The following is a 16,812-nucleotide window of genomic DNA, read 5'->3' as shown; positions in this document are numbered from 1 at the left end:
AGATATTTGGAGATGAAGTAATAGCAGCAGCAATACTTGACAGACTTCTTCATCATTGTTATCCCTTTTTTATAACAGGGAAAAGCTACAGGATGAAAGAATTATTTGAGAAAGGGGGTGAAAAAAGAATAAAAAATGATACTATATAGGGTGGGTCAAATTTCGTGAAAAAAACCGGGTCAATTTTCATGAAAATTTACAAAATACACGATTAGAGGATTTACGGGTATTATATGCTTCTCTTTCAGCATAGTTTTTCCAGAATCTTATATCAAAAACTCCACCAAAGACAGGCTGCTCATAACCAATGTCGAAGGTAAATCTTTCTCTCTTCCACCAGCTACCATCTTCTGGATAAACACCCATACCACCATACATAATCTCTCCATCTGATGCAGGATATCTACTGTCTAATGGTTTGTCATAGTCAGGGTTATCATAGTCTTTTGATTGTCTGTTGTTCACAATAAATCCCTTTTTAACCCATGAATATCCAAAATTTGTTTTAATTTTTCCATCCCATGGTAGATTATATCCTGCATAAATATTAAAATTCTTAACTTCAAAATGACCATTTCTCAAGTATCCATCGCTTTTAACATAGTTACCACTTATTGAGTATTCAAATCGTGATGGCTTCCATGAATGAAAAAAGCTAAACTTATCCGTATCATATCTTGCCTTCATTGCCTGAACTTCAAACTCGGGCTTTTCTAAAGGTTTTCTGGTTATGAGATTAATAACTCCACCAAGAGTATTTCCATATCTCGGATCACTTACTCCCTTTATAATGTAAATTTTCTCTATGTTCGTAAGTGGTACAGTTGTCCAGTCAATAAAATATCCACCAGCTGTTCCGGGAGTATTAAGAATTCTTCCATCATAGGCAAGAGTGATTCTTCTTGAACCAAATCCTCTTATTTTAATTGAATCATCATCCAGGGCGCCACCAATTTCTTGAAGCCTCTGGACATCTACTCCAGGCTGCCTAAAAAGGGCTCCATCAAGATTAGAGCTTATTCCTTGAAGAAGTAGCTCTGGAATAACAACTGTAGCATTTGGAGTTGATTGTTCTTCCTTGATTTTTTCCTCTGAAACAGTAATTTCATCAAGCTGATAGATTTTTGTTGAATCCTCACAAAAACCTGTTGAATAAAAAAGAAATACAAAAAAGATAACAAAAAATTGCAGAATCATAGCACCCTCCTCCAGTAAAATATATTTACAATGGTAAAATCTTTGAGCCAGTAATGGTCTTTTTCAAAGAGAATTGACTTAATGAGCTTTTCTTTCTCCCAACTAAAAAGCTCTCTTTTGTATTTAAACTCCCAGTGTTCAAAGGCTTCATCAAGACTGTGATATGCAAAAGAGCTCTCACAGAAGTAGGAGTGATTAAAAATCAAGGAGTATTCAGGATATATAGAGTTAACTTCTTCAATTTTCACATCTTTTTCAGTGACAAGAAAAACACTTTCTATTTGAGAGCTAAAAATCTTGAGTAAAGAGCCTTCAACTCCGTATTCAGTAAGATGAAGACTGTTACAGGCTAAAGCAAGGTCAAATTCTTTTAGTTCAAAGCATTGTAAATCTTCAAATCTTCTTGGTTCAACTTTTAAATTAACACCGTGCTTGAAAGAATTTTCATAAAGATAGTTTTGCATTGAATGAGAAGGTTCAAGAGCTGTCACACAACAGCCTCTTTTTACTAAAGGAATGCTGAGTACTCCATCTCCTGCTCCGATGTCAAGGATTTTGGTTTCGGGCTGAATAAATTTAAAGAGAAGTCTTTTTATTGGCTCATGATAGGCATTATGTTGACGCCAAAGCCTGTACCACTTTGCATACTCATTCCAGTATGAGATTTTCTTTATTTCAGTTGCTATCATAATCAAATAAAAAAGCCACAGTTTCAGGCTTCTGCCTAAAACTGTGGCCTTCATGACCACTATTTACAATTTTACATTTAAAATTACGCAGTCTTCTGACTGCTCTGATATATGTTACTCATTTTTTATTTTTTTGTCAATTATTTTTTAAGAATTTGCAAATTTTTCATCGTTGAATTCATAATAAAAGATTAAGATAAAGAGGAGGCTAAAGATGCGTAGAATTTTGCTTTCAGAGAAAGATTTACCAAAACAATGGTATAACATACAGGCAGATATGCCAAAACTCCCACCTCCCCCGCTCAATCCTCAAACAAAGAGACCTATTTCTGCCGATGACTTAAAGGTCATATTTCCCATGTCACTTATTGAACAGGAAGTAAGCACGCAAAGATGGATAGATATCCCTGATGAAGTTTTAAATATATATGCAAGCTTTCGACCAACACCACTTTATAGGGCAGTAGGTCTTGAAAAAGCTTTAGGAACACCTGCAAAGATTTATTTCAAGCACGAAGGCTTTGGTCCAGCAGGAAGTCACAAAACTAACACATCTATTCCTCAGGCTTATTACAACAAAAAAGAAGGAATTAAAAGAATTGCCACTGAAACAGGTGCAGGACAGTGGGGTTCTGCTTTAGCACTTGCTGGAACTCTTATGGGAATAGAGATTACTGTTTATATGGTAAGAATAAGCTATGACCAGAAGCCATACAGAAGAATAATGATGGAAACATGGGGAGCAAAGGTTTATCCATCTCCCTCTGACAGAACTGAAGCTGGAAGAAGAATTCTCAAAGAAAATCCAGAGCATCCAGGCACTCTCGGAATAGCTATATCAGAGGCAGTTGAAGATGCAGCAACAAATAAGGATACAAACTATGCTCTTGGCTCAGTTCTCAATCATGTTTTACTTCATCAAACAGTAATAGGTCTTGAATGCAAGAGACAACTTGAAATAGTAGGTGACTATCCAGATGTTGTCATAGGCTGTTGTGGAGGAGGCAGCAATCTTGGTGGCATAAGTTTTCCATTTCTTTATGACAAAATAAACGGCAAGGATGTAAGAGTTGTTGCTGTAGAGCCATCTTCATGCCCTACTCTTACCAAAGGAGAATTCAGATATGATTATGGTGATACAGCAGGGCTTACCCCATTTCTCATGATGTACACACTCGGGCATGATTTTGTTCCTCCAGGAATTCATGCGGGAGGATTAAGATATCATGGAGACTCTCCTTTGGTTAGCCAGCTATGTCACGATGGATTGATTGAGGCTCGTGCAGTAGGTCAGACAGCAGTATTTGAATCTGCCATACTTTTTGCGAGAACTGAGGGAATTATTCCTGCACCTGAAAGTGCCCATGCTATAAAGGTTGCTATATATGAGGCAATAAAAGCAAAAGAAGAGGGAAAGGAAAGAGTTATACTTTTCAACCTGAGTGGTATAGGTTTTCTTGATTTACCATCCTATGAGGCATATTTATCTGGTAAACTTACTGATTTTGAATATCCCGATGAAAAAATTAGAGAGTCACTTTGCAGATTGCCAGAGATAAGAATTTAGCTTGATTGACGCATAGCAACATTACATTAGGGCATTTCATTTATTCTTTCAGGCTGATTAATGAACCATGACATAAAGCATAGTTCTATTGAACGATAGCCGGTCTGCTTAGCAATTTCTTCAACTGTCTTTATGAATTCCATGTTGTCAGATACTGGAGGCTTTCCTGTTTTAACAAGAATCTCATTTATAACTCTTTTGACAATTTTGTCGGGCATTACTGTGTCAACTCCCCCCATCATTCTTAAATATTGATATGTTATCAATCCAACACCTTTGATTTTTCCAATAGAATCTGATTTCCAGTTTTCAATGGATGATTCCCTTGCCCAAAGCCTTAAAGATTCTCTATCATTATTGGAAATTTTAGAAAGATTTGCTGCTATCTGCTTTGCCACATTCCATGAGCGAGAGTTTTTCCATATGTAAAGAGCTTTACTGAAATCAAAATTAGCAAAACTAAAAAGAGAAGTAACCTTACCTGTTTTTACAAAATCAGATTCAAAATCTTTAATTTTCGGCACTACAACCTGAAAGTAATTAACTCCAACAGATGTGAATGCTGCATCAAGAACCATTAACAAAACATTTCCATTCCATCTTTCAGTATTTAAACAGCGATCACAAATAGTTTTTAATTCTTGAAAGTTTTTTATTTTTGAAGTGATTAACTTATGCAAACTCATTCTGTTATTATATCTTAATTCAATCTTGAGGTGCTCGTGATACCTTTATTTCATATAGTTATAATGAATCTTATTCATAGAAAATTTATCTTTATTTTGATTCTTCTCATCGGAGTCCTTGCTTTTGGCACAGTGGGATACATGATTATTGAAGATATGAAATTCATTGATGCTTTCTACATGACTGTAATTACCCTTGCAACTGTTGGATTCAAAGAAGTTAAAGAGCTTGATGAATCAGGTAAAATCTTTACTATCATTCTAATACTTAGCGGATTTGGAGTATTTACATATACTCTTACAACAGGGGCTAAAATAATAATTGAAGGAGAGATAAAGGAGGTTTTCAAAAAGAGAAAGATGATAAAGAAAATTAATTTAATGTCACAACACTATATTGTATGTGGTTATGGAAGAATGGGAAGTATTATATTTAAAGAACTTAAAGCTAACAATGTCCCTGTTGTAGTTATTGAAAAAAATAAGAATAATTTACCTGAAGATGAAGAATTTGTCTACATTGAAGGAGATGCGACTCATGATGAAGTATTAAAAGCTGCCGGTATAGATAAAGCTAAAGGACTGATTACAGTATTACCCTCAGATGCTGAAAATCTATATGTGGTTTTGAGTGCGCGGGAACTAAATCCAAATCTTTTTATTGTAGCAAGGGCAGTTGAGAAAGAAGCAGAGCCAAAACTTAAAAGAGCAGGCGCAAATAAAGTAGTGTCACCCTACTTTATTGGTGGACTTAGAATTGCACATACGATTTTAAGACCTACTGTAGTAGATTTTCTTGAATTTGCAACTCGTTCTGAGCATATTGAGATTCAGATAGAAGAGATAGAAGTCTCTCCCAAATCAACTCTTGTCGGTAAAACAATTGCACAGAGCGGTATAGGTAGGGACTTTGGAGTGATTATCATTGGCATAAAGAGGGAAGATGGAAGAATGAAATTTAATCCTACATCACAAACTCTAATTAAAAAAGGAGACATTCTTATCGCAATAGGTCAGATAGACAAACTTGCTGCTCTTGAAAAACTTGCTATGGAATGATTCTTCCTGACTTTGTCAGTTTGAATTGGATTATTATAAAATATACTGTCAAGGAGTAATATGACAAAGAACGAATTATTAATAAGAATTCAGAACAATCCTGATTTGTCTGGATTGGATTTATCCGGAATAAAATTATCTGAACTTGACCTTGTAGGAGTTAACTTTACCAGATGTATTCTTAAAAAAGCTGACCTCAGCAAATCAAATCTGGCACTATGTATTTTTGACGAATCTGATTTAACCGATTGCAAAATGGATAGTTCTAATCTTACTGGAGCATCTTTTAAAGGAGCGGTTCTCATCAATGCAGACCTTAACTTTTCCTTTTTGCCTGGAGCTAATTTTAGCTTTTCCAATATGAAAGGTGTAAATCTTACCAGTGCTAAAATTACAGCTTGTAATTTTCAAGAGGCTCATATGGAAAATGCGAATTTGCAGATGGTTGAGGCATCTCTTGGAAACTTTGCAAAAGCCTACCTTAGAAGCGCAAATCTAAATCAGGGAACATTTACAGCAGCAGACTTTTCTGATGCTGATATGGAAGGTGTAAGTTTCTTTAAATCAGATTTATCAGGTGTAAAATTTTTGAGAACAAATCTTAAATCTGCTGAGTTCATAAGATGTTTTCTAATTGCTACAATATTTACAGGTGCTGTTCTTAAAGATGCTATTTTTGAGAAAAACTTTGAATCAAGAGTAATAAAATAGAGCTTCCAGATTACTCTGGAAGCTCATCAAGATTTAAGAATGGCGGGATATTCGCAATAGCATTAACAATTAATTCTGCCAATCCTGAATAATTAATCTTAAATTTCTCAAACAATCCATAGTTATGTATCATATCTCTTAATGATCCCTTACAGTTAGAACAGGGGGCTACTACGAGTTTTGGTATATCTTTGTCCAAAACATCTTTAAATGTATCAAGAATCTGTTTTGTCTTTAACCTGAGAGAGACTTTATTTTTCCATACTGGAAAATTGAGAGAACGAATTATTGCAAATCCGCTTCCTCCACCACAGCAATAGTTATAGGAACCATTAGGATTCATTTCTCTGTATGTATCAGGTGAGATAGCTTTAATAATTTCTCTTTGAGGTTTTACTACACCCATAAGTCTAACTATATTACAGGAATCATGCATCGTAATTGGAAAGTTATTTCTACTTGGATCGAACTTTATCTTTCCACTTTTAACTATTTCCCACATTAGTGGAATGCATGATTCTCTCTTGATGTTCCATAAAGGAGAGCTTGCAGGAAGAATTCTATCAAATATAATTGTATAAACCTTATGAGAGTGACCACATTCACCTACTACAAGTTTTTTTACGCCAAGATCATGGGCAATCTCTAAATGTCTTAGTCCTACTCTGGCAAGTTCCACATCATCGTACCATGCTCCATAGTTAACACCATCGTAACCAAGAGTTTCACTGCTTAAGGTATAATTAACTCCAGCAATATCAAACAATATGGCAAAGGCAGCAATATGGTCGGGCCAGGCGAGATATTCGCCACCATTGTGTAGAAGTAGAATATCCGCACCTTTTTTGTCAACAGGGATATTTATCTTTCTTCCTATTCTTTGGTGTATATCCTCTTCAATGAACTTTATAATATCCTTGAATGCTTTAGGTCCCATTCCTGTTGATGAACCTGTTTTAAGATGAAGTCTAGTGCCTTTTTTATAGACTTCTACAGGAGCCATACCAAGTTCCTGACTGAATAGTTTTCTAATCTCTCTTGCAATTAATCCATTATCAATGCCTACAGGACAGTATAGAACACATCTTCTGCAAAGCGTACAGCGATAGGCAAGTTCTAAGAGTCTTCTTATTGATGCATAATTTGCTTCTATATCTGCGCCTACAAAGGATTTTAATAATTTACCAGTGGTTGTAAAGTATCTTTTATAAATTTTTCTTAAAATTTCTGAACGGAAATTGGGTCTATAAATCTCCTTTTTGCCACTTCCAATATAAACATGGCAAGCCTCTGCACAGGTATTGCATTTAACACAGTATTTTAAAGATAAAGAGAAGGGTTTTAAAAATGTCCAGTTAGATTCAGGATTTAAGAGTTTTTCAATTCCTCTTAAAAATTTTTCCACAATTTTTTTCTTTTCTTCTTCTGTAGGCTCTGGAAAAGGGAAAGCAGAAAATCCGTCTAGAGAAAAATTATATTTATTCTTCCAGTCATCTGAAATTTCCTTGAAGCCATCTTTTTCTTCAATGTATGGAGATAGCGGTATCATATCCTCTAATTTTAAGTTTATAAGCGGTTCTTTTGTCTCTTTCGAAAAATTTCTAAAATAATTCATGAGTTACCTCCTCTATTTCTCATGAAGATTGGTATTTTTGGCATTTTCAAGCCATGTTTGATTAGGAAGAATGTGCGGTCCTGCCCATAATACTCTGTAATTAAGCTGCTGAGATATTCTTTTTTCTTCTGGAGAGTCCTTTTTTTGATATTCATCATCCCATAGTATTTTATGGAAGGTAAAAAACTTTACAGGACCATGGAAAAAGCGTGAAAATGGAATATATACAAGAAAAACTTCAAAGAGCAAAAAATGGATTACAGTAAATGTAGATAGCTCAGATAATGAAAGATTAAGATGGACAACTCCATTAATATAAGATAAAGTCTCTTCTATAAAGTCTCCACTAAGTATCATCAGAATTCCAGTTACAAAGATTGAGAGTAGAAAAACAAGATTGAGGTAGTCAATTCCAGAGGTATAAAGTTTCAACTCTTTGTTTGATATTCTCTTTATGATTAGAGCTAGAGAACCAAAAGAGCCAAGAAAATATGATAAGTAGGGAATAAAAGAAAACTTAGAAATTGAAAAATTATCAAAAATCAATGTGATAAACAGTAGTATAACCCAAGTAAAAAGTAACCATATTCCCCAATGAAGAGCCATTGACCAGAGCCATAATCCATAAGTGTTGAATTCTTTGACTCTATGAAGATAGAGGATTTCTTTTAAAGGTTCTGTGAATTCTTTAATAAAACTTTTTTTGTGTGGCTTATTAACCCAGTCGACTTCTTCAAGATAGGATCCACCATAATGTCTTCTTTTTCCATTCTCAAGAGGAAGTGGATATATTTCCCATCTTATATTGAAAGGCATTTTAGAAATTTGATAAAATTTAAAAGATAAGCCAACTATCATGATTAATGGCGAAGCAATAGCAAAAAGAATTAATGATTCTTCCATAATAACCTCCCATTAATTTTTTTTATCCTTTTATAAAATTAATTTATATTATAATAAATCCATTTAAAATGTCAACAAAATTGAGTTTGGTTTTTTATTATCTTGAAAAACTTGCTATGGGATGATTCTTTGAAGTAATTTTAAAGTTTTCTCTGTTGCACCTGATTTACTCAAAAAGAGTTGATATGCTCTTTCACCCATTGTTTGCCTTAGTTCACTATTTTCAATCAGCTCTTTCAAAACTTGTGATAAAGAATCTTTGTCTGTCATTATACATGCCTTTTGATTTAAAAATTCCTCTATAAATGGAAAATTATGCATGTGCGGCCCACATACAATTGGTTTACTCCAATAAGCTGGCTCAAGAGGATTCTGTCCTCCATGGGGAATAAAGCTTCCTCCAATAATGGCAATATGGCAGATACGATAAAGGCTACCAAGTATACCCATCTGATCAACAAGAATTATCATGGAAAATTTTTCACTCGAATACGGTAAATCTTGATGTGGATTTATTTCTGACAGTCTAAAAAATAAAAGATTATTGTTAAGTTTACTTTTTATAGTTTTTTCTACTACATCAAATCTTTCAGGATGTCTTGGAACTATTATAAGCGTTCCTGGAATATCAAGATTTAAAAAAGAATCTAAAACAATCTCCTCTTCAGGTTCGTGAGTACTTCCTGCAATAATAACAGGCTTTGGAATTGATTTTTCCCAAGTAAAATGGATTGGTTTTAACTCTATATCAAACTTCATATTTCCTGTAATATGAATCTTCTGTTGTTCTGCGCCAAGATTTAAAAATTTTTCTTTATACTGCTGTTCCTGAACACATAAAAGAGTAAATTTTTTGAGCAAAGGTTTTATAAAAAATTTGACTTTCCTGTAACCTTTAAAAGATTTATCACTTATTCTTCCATTGGCAAGAATTACAGGTATTTTTTTAGAAGCAACCCTTATCAAATTAGGCCAGAGCTCTGTTTCAGTGAGAATTAATGCAACAGGCATAAAATGTTTTAAAGTTTTATTAATTACAAAGGGAATATCAAAAGGCATGTATATTATCTGCACATTATGGTCTTTAAATCTATTTTGAGCTACTCTCTGTCCAGTGTCAGTAACGGTGCTTAAAATTATCTCATATTTATTGGAAAGCTTTTTAATCATCCCTGACACAGCAACTACTTCTCCAACTGACACAGCATGAATCCATATCTTAGGCTTAGAGCTTAGAGATTGAGCATTTTTCTCAAAAAATCCAAATTTTTCTCGAATCCATCTTTTTCTCAAAATAGCCGGTCTCTTAACATACTCAAAGGGTAACAAAAATAGCAGTACGATTGAATATAAAATACTGTATATTAAAAAAGCTGCCTGCATATCTTGGCAACTTCCTGTGAAGCTGTTTTATTTACAAAGTATTCTCTAATATTGGTAAGAAAATTAATAACTCTTTCTCTGTATTTGTATTCATTGAGTAAAAGATTAACCTGTTCTGCAATTTTTTCTACATTAAGTCTCTGAATAAATTCTGGAACTCTAATTCCGTCTAAGTTCATAAAGTCGGCAATAACATTAGGTAAACCAATATGTTTCACTCCTTTAATAAGAACCTTTCCAATAACATAAGATAATGGATTAACTCTATAAACAACTACCATTGGTATTTTGAGCAAAGTCGCTTGAAGAGTTGATGTACCAGAGGTTATTACTGCCACATCACTCATTGCAAGAGCTGTAAAGGACTTTTCCTTCAAAATCGTTACATTTCCAAAAGATGTAATGATCTTCAGAAAATTTTCACTAAACTCAATATTTGGAGCCTTTGGAATTATGAAATGATAGGAAGGAAAAATTTTTATGAGTTTTAACATTAATGGCATTTTTCTCTTTATTTCAGAGGGTCTGCTACCAGGCATTAGAGTTATTACTGTGTTTTGATTAATTCCATATTTATTTCTTAAAAAGTTTTTAAGTTGATTAGACTCTTCTGGCAATTCCTTCATCATTGCCTCATACATGGGATGACCAACAAATTTCACGGGAATACCTGCTTTTTTGTATATCTCTTCCTCAAATGGTAAAACTACAGCCATGAAATCAACAACTTTTTTAATAGTATTTATTCTTCCATATCTCCATGCCCATATTTGAGGACTTACATAATAAAGTACTCTTTTGCCCATTTCCTTAGCTTTTTTAGCAAGGGAAAGATTAAAATCAGGAAAATCTATTAATATGACTCCTTGAACCTCCTTTAGGGCTTTTGTAGCAACTTCCATATTTTTTCTTATTTTTTTAATCTGTCCGAGTACTTCAAAAGCACCAAAAGCATGAGTAATTTCTCCAATAAGTTTAACTCCTGCCTGAGCCATATATTTACCGCCTATTCCGATAAGCTCAAAATCTTCTCTCAGGTAAGAAGCGAGTAAAGAACCGTAGAGTTCTCCTGAAGACTCTCCTGCAACTATTAGGAGTCTTTTAGACATCTCAATATAATCTGAGATATTTCATAAACTTCTTCATCAGGAAGTTCAGGATATATGGGCAGAGAAAGGATCTCTTTAGCCACAGACTCTGCAACAGGGAAATCTCCTTCTTTATAACCAAGGAACCGCACTGCTTTCTGTAAATGCATTGGGATGGGATAGTATACAACTGAAGGAATTCCATGATTTGAAAGTGTTTCTTTGATTTTATCCCTGAAAATTGAACGGATACTATAGAGATGATAAACATGATAGGTATTGTCTTTTTCTACAGGGGTTTTAACACCATCGCTTAAAAATCTGTTATAAAGAGCAGCTTTTTTTCTTCTTTTTTCATTGTATTCATCTATATACTTCATTTTAACCCTTAAAATTCCAGCTTGAATCTCATCTAACCTTGAATTTAAACCAACTGTTTCATGAACATATCTGCCAGCAGAACCGTGATTTCTTAGTATCCTTATCTTTTCTGCTATCTTGAGATCATTGGTAACAACCATTCCACCATCACCAAAACATCCAAGATTTTTACTTGGATAAAAACTAAAACAACCGATATCACCAAAGCTTCCCACTTTTTTACTGCCGATTCTTGCACCAAAAGCCTGTGCAGCATCTTCAACTACTTTTAAACCATATTTATGTGCAATTTCATTTATCTTTATCATATCTGATGGAGCTCCAAAAATATGCACAGGAATAATAGCCTTTGTTCTTGGAGTAATCTTTTCTTCAATTTTTTCAGGATCAATATTATAAGTTTCTTCTTCAATGTCAACAAAAACAGGTTTTGCTCCAACATAAAGTATAGCTTCAACAGTTGCAAAAAAAGTAAAAGGAGTTGTTATAACTTCATCACCTCTACCTATATCAAGAGCTCTAAGTGCAAGATGAAGCGCATCTGTGCCTGAGGCAACTCCAACTGCATCTACTACACCCAGATATGATTTAACCTCTTCTTCAAAGGCTTTAACATTTTTACCAAGAATATAGTTTGAACTCTCAAGAATTTCATTTATACATTCTAGTATCTCATCTCTGATATTTTCATACTGTATTCGTAAGTCAATAAATGGCTTCATACTCTCTCCTTTCATTTATTTCGTCTATTATTCTAAGAACCTCAATTGTTTCTCGCGGAGATGGTGCCTGTACAGAAGGTTTTCCGTTTTTTACTGAATTTAAAAAATCCCTTATTTCTTCATAAAGAGAATTGCTATCTTTGTCTGTTACATTTATGTCATCAATATTGCCGCCCTGATCAACTTTTTTTAATTTTTTGTTTATCAAATCAGCATAAAGCACACTGTTATGCTGAACAACAGATATTTGCCTTAAAAAATCGGAAGAAACTCTACTTGCTGTAAGATGAGCCTTAATAATTCCTCTCTTTGTAGAAAACTCCATCCATACAGTAGCATAATCAATTCTTGAGGTTACAATCTTCTGAGTAAAAACTTTCATCCTTTTCAATTCAAAATCACCAACTTTTTTAAGCATCATCCATACTAAATCAAGATCATGTATCATAAGATCATAAGTTACATCTGTATCAGTCGCTCTACCAAGAAAAGGAGACACTCTTGTTGTTTGAATAAAAAGAGGTTCAGTTAAACTATTAAATAAAGCTTTTACAACAGGATTATATCTTTCTATCAGTCCTGCCTGAATTATTACGTTTCTATTTTTTGCCTCCTCAAGAAGTATCTCTGCAAAAGCAGGTCTCTCAGTAAGAGGTTTTTCTATAAAAATTGCTTTAGCATGTTTTATCAAGTCAAGCCCTATATCAAAATGAGTTACTGTTGGAGTTATAACAAAGAATACTTCAGCCTCATTGACTAAATCTCTATAATCAGAAAAATATCTTAATCCATAATTATCAGCAACTTCCTTTGCTTTATTTATATCTATGTCAACAACTCCAACGATTTCAACATCAGACATCTCAGTAAGTATTTTTATATGTCTCTGTCCAAAATATCCAGCACCAATAACTGCAACCTTAAATTTCATTTATTATTCTGTCTACCTCCTTTTTTGCTTCTTTAAAACCATACTGTTTCAAAATTGACACAACTTTCTTTGAAGCAATCATTTTAAAAATTGCCTGTCTTCTTTTGCTATCAGATATTTTTTTCTGAATTTCTTTTCTAAGTTTTTTAAGATACTTTAAATATAAAGCAAATTCTCTGCCATAAATTTCTGAAATTTCGTCCTTGATAACTCTGCTTAAAGATGGAAATTCACAGGAAACAGCAATTGTTAAATCACCTTTGTTTAAAATTGCTGGAACATTGTAGAGTAATCCATTAGTATTCAAACTACATTTTCCGCTAACACAGTTTATGAGGAATCTGGCATCCTTTGCTATTTGACTGTTAAGTTTCTCATCGGATGTTGAAGCAACTACTAAATAGGCATCCTTTATATCTTCTTTGTCATACTCTTTCTTTATGTATTCTATTTGACCTTTTTCAACAATTCTTCTGATATTCTCATTAATTTCGGGACTTACTAATGTTACCTTAGCACCATACCTCAGAAGTGTTTTTATTTTTCTTTCAGCAACCTTTCCACCACCAACCACAACACATTTTTTATCTTTGATATCTACGAAAATTGGGAAAAGTCTGGTCATTTATTGAACTTTAAGTCCTTCTGCCTTTTTTGCAAACTGACTGTCTGGAAATTTTTCCTTTAAAATCTTGATATATTGCTTTGCCATATCTATCAATTGAAGATTTTTATATGAATCTGCTAATAAATATAGGGTTTCATCGAGATTTTTAAAATCGGGATAATTTTTCGCTATTCCCTCAAATCTTCCAATAGCAGCTTTATAAGAACCTTTTTTATAATAAAATTTGCCTATGAGAAGTTCTCCTTCTGCAATTATGTTTCTGCATTTCTGAATTCTTAGAGGAAGTATTTCTCCATAGGGGTGTCTTGGATACATCTTTTCAAGTTTTAAAAACTCTTCAAGTGCTTTTTGAGCTGTTCCTGCACCCCTTTCAGGGCTCTCTATCTGCCTGAAATATGCCATTGCAATGCTGTATTGAGCATAGGGAGCATAGGTAGATTCAGGATATAGCTCAAGAAATCTCCTGTATTCAGTAATTGCAAGCTCTGTTTCATCTTCTTTTAAATAGGAATCGGCTATCTTAAGCTGAGCAAGTGGAGCATACTCCTTTGCCGATTCTCTGTTTTTTATTTCAAGAAGAAGTTTTCTTGCTTCTTCATACTCTTTTTTACTCACAAGCTCATCGGCTTTTTTTAAGTAGAGGACTGGATCAAACTCTTCTTTTTTAACAGTTTCCTTACCACCACAACTGAAAAGCAAAGAAAAAATCATTAAAATGATAGTTGTTTTAAATACTCTTTTCATCATAAAAAACCTCTTTATAAGTAGTTTATTTAAGCTGTTCTTCTTATTTCAAAACCGTTTAATCCTTCAGGTTCTTCCCAGATTATCTCTATATTGTCAACTCTTGCATAGGGAGGACCTTCTTTACATCTGTCTATAGCAATTGAAATTCTCTCTTCATCTCCTTCAAAAACTGCCTCTACTCTACCATCTCTCAAATTTCTTACCCATCCATTAAGTCCTAAAGAATCAGCTATTTCCTTAGTAAAAGCTCTGTAAAAAACGCCCTGAACTCTTCCACTTATAAAAAGATGCGCCCTTCTCATTGTTTTCTCCTTAGTATCCTCTGAGTATTCTTAATCTTCTCTGGGCATCTGCTTCCCAACCACGTTTTCCATCAGTAAGCTCTAGTGCGGTAGATAGATTTTCTATAGCTTTGGTTCTATTTCCTATTGCCTGATAATCAACGCCAAGATAATAATAAGTATCAGGATTCTCCTTGAGCAATTTTTTTGCTCTTTCAAGCGTATTTATACTCTCATTCCATTGATTTGTCTGATTTAAGGCTATACCTTTTATCAGCATCGGTAAAAAGTAGAGGCTGTCAAGCTCTAATGCTTTTTGAGAATCGTCTATAGCAGAGTTGTATCTTTTCAGATAAAGATTTACTAATGCCCTGTACGTATATGCCACATTGCTTCCATAAATCTGAATTGCTCTATTAAGAAGATCAAGTGCTTCATTGTAATTTCTTGATTTTATATATTTTTTAGCCTGTTCAACATAAACATAGGATTGATCTGTAGACTTGAGAATTGATTTAATTCTTTGAAATCTATCACTATCCTGTCTTAATCTGTAACTATCAGGATACTGAGTTGCAATCATCTGTTGAACATTCTTTATCCTTGTCTCTGGCAAGGGATGAGTACTTAACCATTCAACAGAACTCCCTCTCTCCATTGCTTTGAATTTTTCAAACATGCTGATTAATCCTCTCGGATCATATCCGCTCTGATAACTAAATCTGACTCCAAGCGTATCTGCTTCATTTTCCTGATCACGGCTGTATTTAAGCTGAAGTATTCCCGCTGATACCTGAGCAAGACTCATTACTGCTCCGGCATATTTACTTTCTTGTATGGCAATACCAAGAATACTAAGCAAAATATTCGTTCCATAAGTTTTTTCAAGAAATTTTGCGTGATGTCTTGCATTAATATGTCCGAGTTCATGGGCAAGAACTCCTACAAGTTCGCTTTCTTTATCCATCTTAAGTATAATTCCCCTTGTTATAAAAACCGGTCCACCTGGCAGTGCAAAAGCATTTACCTGAGAAGAATTTACCACATAAAACTGGTAATCAACTTTTCTTGGTGTAACTGATGAAATTTCTGCTCCAAGCTCTCGGATGTAGTTTTGAACTTCCCTATCAGGATATAAGCCGTCATTTTCATTGATTGCCGATGGAATGACCTGATGGCCAATAGAAATCTCTTGCTGTGTTGAAAGAAGAGTGTAAGTTTTTTTTCCTGAAAGAGGGTCTATCTCCTGAATACATCCAGAGAGTAAGAAGATTAGAAAAACAATGAAAATTTTAGATAATCTCTTCTTCATGGACAACTTCATTTTTTATTCTACTTACAAGTTCCTGTAAAGCAGGAATAACATCTGTGCGAAACCTTCCCGCAACAAGGACTTTCATTATGTCATCCCCAATTTTTAACTCTCCCTCATTTATCCAGACTCTCACCTCAAATACTCCCTCTCTATTTTTTATTTCTTTAATAATCTCATTTAATTTTTGTGCATTATAGGAAAGTCGCATACCTTTTACAGGTTTTCCTTCCTTAGAGGTTGCCCTGACAATTCCATTATGGACAAGAATCATACCGATGGAACTACTTTGTGGATGGCTTTTTATTTCACTTATCCAGCTATCAATCATTTAAAATATATTATAACAAAAATAAGTCTCTAAAGCAGGAGGTAAAAATGGAGGAAAAAAAGATAAATGGAAGAACCTTACGAATAATGGTCGGAGATATTACAGAAAAAGATACAGATGCAATTGTGAATGCAGCCAATAACTATCTGAAACACGGCGGTGGAGTTGCAGGAGCCATTGTTAGAAAAGGTGGAAAGATAATACAGGAGGAAAGCGACAGAATAGGTTTTGTTCCAACAGGTTCTGCAGCAATCACTTCTGCTGGTTCTTTAAAGGCTAAATATGTTATTCATGCTGTTGGACCAAAATGGGGCGAAGGAGATGAGGAAAAAAAGCTTAAAAATGCTGTATTAAGTAGTCTTAAATTAGCTAATGATTATAAACTAAAAAGCATATCATTTCCTGCAATAAGCTCAGGTATATACGGATGTCCGAAAAATATGGTAGCAAAAGTTTTAATTAAAACTGCTGTAGAATATCTGAAAAGTACTGAGACAACTGTTGAAGTAATTGAGTTCTGTCTTTTTGATGAAGAGACCTATCGCTACTTTAAAGAAGAGTTTGATAAAATATAGAATAAT

Annotated in this window: 19 protein-coding genes; 5 read left to right on the top strand and 14 right to left on the bottom strand. The window is 34.0% G+C overall.

Annotation, left to right across the window (positions count from 1 at the left end):
* Nucleotides 1–2 precede the first annotated feature (2 nt).
* A complete protein-coding gene (locus tag TAGGR_RS10750) occupies nucleotides 3–149 on the top strand; it encodes an ATP-binding protein (RefSeq protein ID WP_439950935.1) in 147 nt (48 codons plus the stop codon).
* Nucleotides 150–186: 37 nt separating this feature from the next.
* Here the strand turns inward: TAGGR_RS10750 and TAGGR_RS06525 are convergent, their stop codons facing one another.
* Complete coding sequence (locus TAGGR_RS06525; protein ID WP_059176512.1) at nucleotides 187–1,197, bottom strand: TonB-dependent receptor; 1,011 nt, start codon at nucleotides 1,195–1,197, stop codon at nucleotides 187–189.
* A complete protein-coding gene (locus TAGGR_RS06520) occupies nucleotides 1,194–1,940 on the bottom strand; it encodes a class I SAM-dependent methyltransferase (RefSeq protein ID WP_059176511.1) in 747 nt (248 codons plus the stop codon). The genes TAGGR_RS06525 and TAGGR_RS06520 overlap by 4 nt, the downstream gene beginning before the upstream one ends.
* 160 nt (nucleotides 1,941–2,100) lie before the next feature.
* Here TAGGR_RS06520 and TAGGR_RS06515 point away from each other — a divergent pair, with 160 nt between their 5' ends.
* Nucleotides 2,101–3,453, top strand: a complete 1,353-nt coding sequence (locus TAGGR_RS06515) for a TrpB-like pyridoxal phosphate-dependent enzyme (protein WP_059176510.1) — start codon at nucleotides 2,101–2,103, stop codon at nucleotides 3,451–3,453.
* A gap of 26 nt (nucleotides 3,454–3,479) precedes the next feature.
* Here TAGGR_RS06515 and TAGGR_RS06510 read toward each other — a convergent pair whose 3' ends face one another.
* Nucleotides 3,480–4,139 (bottom strand): hypothetical protein, encoded by a 660-nt coding sequence (locus tag TAGGR_RS06510; protein ID WP_059176509.1) that lies wholly within the window; start codon nucleotides 4,137–4,139, stop codon nucleotides 3,480–3,482.
* Nucleotides 4,140–4,175: 36 nt separating this feature from the next.
* Here TAGGR_RS06510 and TAGGR_RS06505 point away from each other — a divergent pair, with 36 nt between their 5' ends.
* Together TAGGR_RS06505 and TAGGR_RS06500 are read left to right on the top strand one after the other, a co-directional pair.
* Nucleotides 4,176–5,198 (top strand): potassium channel family protein, encoded by a 1,023-nt coding sequence (locus tag TAGGR_RS06505; protein WP_082673580.1) that lies wholly within the window; start codon nucleotides 4,176–4,178, stop codon nucleotides 5,196–5,198.
* Between the two features lie 60 nt (nucleotides 5,199–5,258).
* Nucleotides 5,259–5,909: a pentapeptide repeat-containing protein gene (locus TAGGR_RS06500; protein WP_059176507.1), complete on the top strand. Its 651-nt coding sequence runs from the start codon at nucleotides 5,259–5,261 to the stop codon at nucleotides 5,907–5,909.
* A 10-nt stretch (nucleotides 5,910–5,919) separates the two neighbouring features.
* Here TAGGR_RS06500 and TAGGR_RS06495 read toward each other — a convergent pair whose 3' ends face one another.
* The 11 genes from TAGGR_RS06495 to TAGGR_RS06445 form a co-directional block, all read right to left on the bottom strand.
* Nucleotides 5,920–7,524: a (Fe-S)-binding protein gene (locus TAGGR_RS06495; protein ID WP_059176506.1), complete on the bottom strand. Its 1,605-nt coding sequence runs from the start codon at nucleotides 7,522–7,524 to the stop codon at nucleotides 5,920–5,922.
* A 12-nt stretch (nucleotides 7,525–7,536) separates the two neighbouring features.
* Nucleotides 7,537–8,427 (bottom strand): respiratory nitrate reductase subunit gamma, encoded by an 891-nt coding sequence (locus tag TAGGR_RS06490; protein ID WP_059176505.1) that lies wholly within the window; start codon nucleotides 8,425–8,427, stop codon nucleotides 7,537–7,539.
* Between the two features lie 114 nt (nucleotides 8,428–8,541).
* A complete protein-coding gene (locus tag TAGGR_RS06485; RefSeq protein ID WP_236698909.1) occupies nucleotides 8,542–9,720 on the bottom strand; it encodes a 3-deoxy-D-manno-octulosonic acid transferase in 1,179 nt (392 codons plus the stop codon).
* Nucleotides 9,721–9,791: 71 nt separating this feature from the next.
* Nucleotides 9,792–10,919, bottom strand: a complete 1,128-nt coding sequence (gene lpxB / locus TAGGR_RS06480) for a lipid-A-disaccharide synthase (RefSeq protein ID WP_059176503.1) — start codon at nucleotides 10,917–10,919, stop codon at nucleotides 9,792–9,794.
* Entirely contained in the window at nucleotides 10,901–12,001 is a 1,101-nt protein-coding gene (locus TAGGR_RS06475; RefSeq protein ID WP_059176502.1) for a DegT/DnrJ/EryC1/StrS family aminotransferase, read from the bottom strand. The genes lpxB and TAGGR_RS06475 overlap by 19 nt, the downstream gene beginning before the upstream one ends.
* On the bottom strand, nucleotides 11,985–12,932 hold the full coding sequence (locus TAGGR_RS06470) for a Gfo/Idh/MocA family protein (protein WP_059176501.1): 948 nt from the start codon (nucleotides 12,930–12,932) through the stop codon (nucleotides 11,985–11,987). Before TAGGR_RS06470 ends, TAGGR_RS06475 begins: the two co-directional genes overlap by 17 nt.
* On the bottom strand, nucleotides 12,922–13,557 hold the full coding sequence (locus tag TAGGR_RS06465; RefSeq protein ID WP_059176500.1) for a precorrin-2 dehydrogenase/sirohydrochlorin ferrochelatase family protein: 636 nt from the start codon (nucleotides 13,555–13,557) through the stop codon (nucleotides 12,922–12,924). Before TAGGR_RS06465 ends, TAGGR_RS06470 begins: the two co-directional genes overlap by 11 nt.
* Nucleotides 13,558–14,307: an outer membrane protein assembly factor BamD gene (locus TAGGR_RS06460; RefSeq protein WP_059176499.1), complete on the bottom strand. Its 750-nt coding sequence runs from the start codon at nucleotides 14,305–14,307 to the stop codon at nucleotides 13,558–13,560.
* A gap of 26 nt (nucleotides 14,308–14,333) precedes the next feature.
* Nucleotides 14,334–14,609 carry an acylphosphatase gene (locus TAGGR_RS06455; RefSeq protein ID WP_059176498.1) on the bottom strand — a complete coding sequence of 92 codons (276 nt, stop codon included), beginning with the start codon at nucleotides 14,607–14,609 and terminating at the stop codon, nucleotides 14,334–14,336.
* Between the two features lie 10 nt (nucleotides 14,610–14,619).
* Nucleotides 14,620–15,900 (bottom strand): beta-barrel assembly-enhancing protease, encoded by a 1,281-nt coding sequence (locus tag TAGGR_RS06450; protein WP_059176497.1) that lies wholly within the window; start codon nucleotides 15,898–15,900, stop codon nucleotides 14,620–14,622.
* On the bottom strand, nucleotides 15,881–16,231 hold the full coding sequence (locus tag TAGGR_RS06445) for a molybdenum cofactor biosynthesis protein MoaE (RefSeq protein WP_059176496.1): 351 nt from the start codon (nucleotides 16,229–16,231) through the stop codon (nucleotides 15,881–15,883). The genes TAGGR_RS06450 and TAGGR_RS06445 overlap by 20 nt, the downstream gene beginning before the upstream one ends.
* 47 nt (nucleotides 16,232–16,278) lie before the next feature.
* Here TAGGR_RS06445 and TAGGR_RS06440 point away from each other — a divergent pair, with 47 nt between their 5' ends.
* The gene (locus TAGGR_RS06440) at nucleotides 16,279–16,806 is read left to right on the top strand and encodes a macro domain-containing protein (RefSeq protein ID WP_059176495.1); all 528 of its coding nucleotides are present in this window, start codon (nucleotides 16,279–16,281) and stop codon (nucleotides 16,804–16,806) included.
* Nucleotides 16,807–16,812: the final 6 nt, after the last annotated feature.

Origin of the sequence: Thermodesulfovibrio aggregans, assembly GCF_001514535.1 — a bacterium.
Classification (GTDB): domain Bacteria; phylum Nitrospirota; class Thermodesulfovibrionia; order Thermodesulfovibrionales; family Thermodesulfovibrionaceae; genus Thermodesulfovibrio; species Thermodesulfovibrio aggregans.
Note: the sequence above shows the minus strand (reverse complement) of the source record. Positions and strands in the feature narration are given on the sequence as shown.